Here is a 2,500-nt window from a genome sequence, read left to right as displayed (position 1 = left end):
TTATCGCTTCCGAACATAGCTACCCGGCAATGCCACTGGCGTGACAACCGGAACACCAGAGGTTCGTCCACTCCGGTCCTCTCGTACTAGGAGCAGCCCCTCTCAAATCTCCAACGCCCATGGCAGATAGGGACCGAACTGTCTCACGACGTTCTGAACCCAGCTCGCGTACCACTTTAAATGGCGAACAGCCATACCCTTGGGACCGACTACAGCCCCAGGATGTGATGAGCCGACATCGAGGTGCCAAACACCGCCGTCGATATGAACTCTTGGGCGGTATCAGCCTGTTATCCCCGGAGTACCTTTTATCCGTTGAGCGATGGCCCTTCCATACAGAACCACCGGATCACTAAGTCCTAGTTTCCTACCTGCTTGATCCGTCGATCTTGCAGTCAAGCACGCTTATGCCTTTGCACACAGTGCGCGATGTCCGACCGCGCTGAGCGTACCTTCGAGCTCCTCCGTTACTCTTTAGGAGGAGACCGCCCCAGTCAAACTACCCACCATACACGGTCCCCGACCCAGATAATGGGCCCAGGTTAGAACGTCAAGCACGACAGGGTGGTATTTCAAGGATGGCTCCGCTGCAGCTAGCGCCACAGTTTCATAGCCTCCCACCTATCCTACACAGACGAACTCAACGTTCAGTGTAAAGCTATAGTAAAGGTTCACGGGGTCTTTCCGTCTTGCCACGGGAACGCTGCATCTTCACAGCGATTTCAATTTCACTGAGTCTCGGGTGGAGACAGCGCCGCTGTCGTTACGCCATTCGTGCAGGTCGGAACTTACCCGACAAGGAATTTCGCTACCTTAGGACCGTTATAGTTACGGCCGCCGTTTACTGGGGCTTCGATCAAGAGCTTCGCCTTGCGGCTGACCCCATCAATTAACCTTCCAGCACCGGGCAGGCGTCACACCCTATACGTCCACTTTCGTGTTTGCAGAGTGCTGTGTTTTTGATAAACAGTCGCAGCGGCCTGGTTACTGCGACCCTCTTCAGCTATAGCTCGCACGAGCCACCAAAAAGGGTGCACCTTCTCCCGAAGTTACGGTGCCATGTTGCCTAGTTCCTTCACCCGAGTTCTCTCAAGCGCCTGAGAATTCTCATCCTACCCACCTGTGTCGGTTTACGGTACGGTCTGCGTAAGCTGAAGCTTAGGAGCTTTTCCTGGAAGCGTGGTATCAGTGACTTCGCCATAAAGGCTCGTCTCGGTGCTCGGTCTTAGAGGATCCCGGATTTGCCAAAGATCCAAACCTACCGCCTTTCCCCAGGACAACCAACGCCTGGTACACCTAACCTTCTCCGTCCCTCCATCGCACTTACGCGAGGTGCAGGAATATTAACCTGCTTCCCATCGACTACGACTTTCGTCCTCGCCTTAGGGGCCGACTCACCCTGCGCCGATTAACGTTGCGCAAGGAAACCTTGGGCTTTCGGCGTGCGGGTTTTTCACCCGCATTATCGTTACTCATGTCAGCATTCGCACTTCCGATACCTCCAGCGGACTTCTCAATCCACCTTCGCAGGCTTACGGAACGCTCCTCTACCGCGCATAACAAAGTTATGCACCCCAAGCTTCGGTTCAGTGCTTAGCCCCGTTAAATCTTCCCCGCAGACCGACTCGACCAGTGAGCTATTACGCTTTCTTTAAAGGGTGGCTGCTTCTAAGCCAACCTCCTGGCTGTCTGTGCCTTTCCACATGGTTTTCCACTTAGCACTGAATTTGGGACCTTAGCTGTGGGTCTGGGTTGTTTCCCTTTTCACGACGGACGTTAGCACCCGCCGTGTGTCTCCCATACAGTCCGTCTCGGTATTCGGAGTTTGCAATGGTTTGGTAAGTCGCGATGACCCCCTAGCCATAACAGTGCTCTACCCCCGAGAGGATACATATGAGGCGCTACCTAAATAGCTTTCGAGGAGAACCAGCTATCTCCGGGTTCGATTAGCTTTTCACTCCTAATCACACCTCATCCCCTACCTTTGCAACGGGAGTGGGTTCGGGCCTCCAGTGCGTGTTACCGCACCTTCACCCTGGGCATGACTAGATCACCCGGTTTCGGGTCTACTGCCCGCGACTATGCGCCCTTATCAGACTCGGTTTCCCTTCGCCTCCCCTATACGGTTAAGCTTGCCACGAACAGTAAGTCGCTGACCCATTATACAAAAGGTACGCAGTCACTCCTTGCGGAGCTCCTACTGCTTGTACGCACACGGTTTCAGGTTCTATTTCACTCCCCTCTCCGGGGTTCTTTTCGCCTTTCCCTCACGGTACTGGTTCACTATCGGTCGGTCAGTAGTATTTAGCCTTGGAGGATGGTCCCCCCATGTTCAGACAGGGTTTCACGTGCCCCGCCCTACTCGTCTTCACTGAAATGGCCCTTTCAGATACAGGGCTATCACCTTCTATGGCCACCCTTTCCAGAGTGTTTTCCTAGAACCAAATCAGCTTAAGGGCTAGTCCGCGTTCGCTCGTCGCTACTTACGGAATCTCGGTTG

At 54.1% G+C, this 2,500-nt stretch carries 1 rRNA gene (only partly in view); it reads right to left on the bottom strand.

Annotated features, from left to right (window positions below):
- Positions 1–2,500, bottom strand: a 23S ribosomal RNA gene (locus N4G47_RS00115) (it extends past both window edges: 161 nt to the left, 219 nt to the right).

Source organism: Stenotrophomonas sp. GSD10, assembly GCF_056172695.1.
The sequence above is the reverse complement of the archived record's forward strand: the minus strand, read 5'-3'. Positions and strand labels throughout refer to the sequence as shown.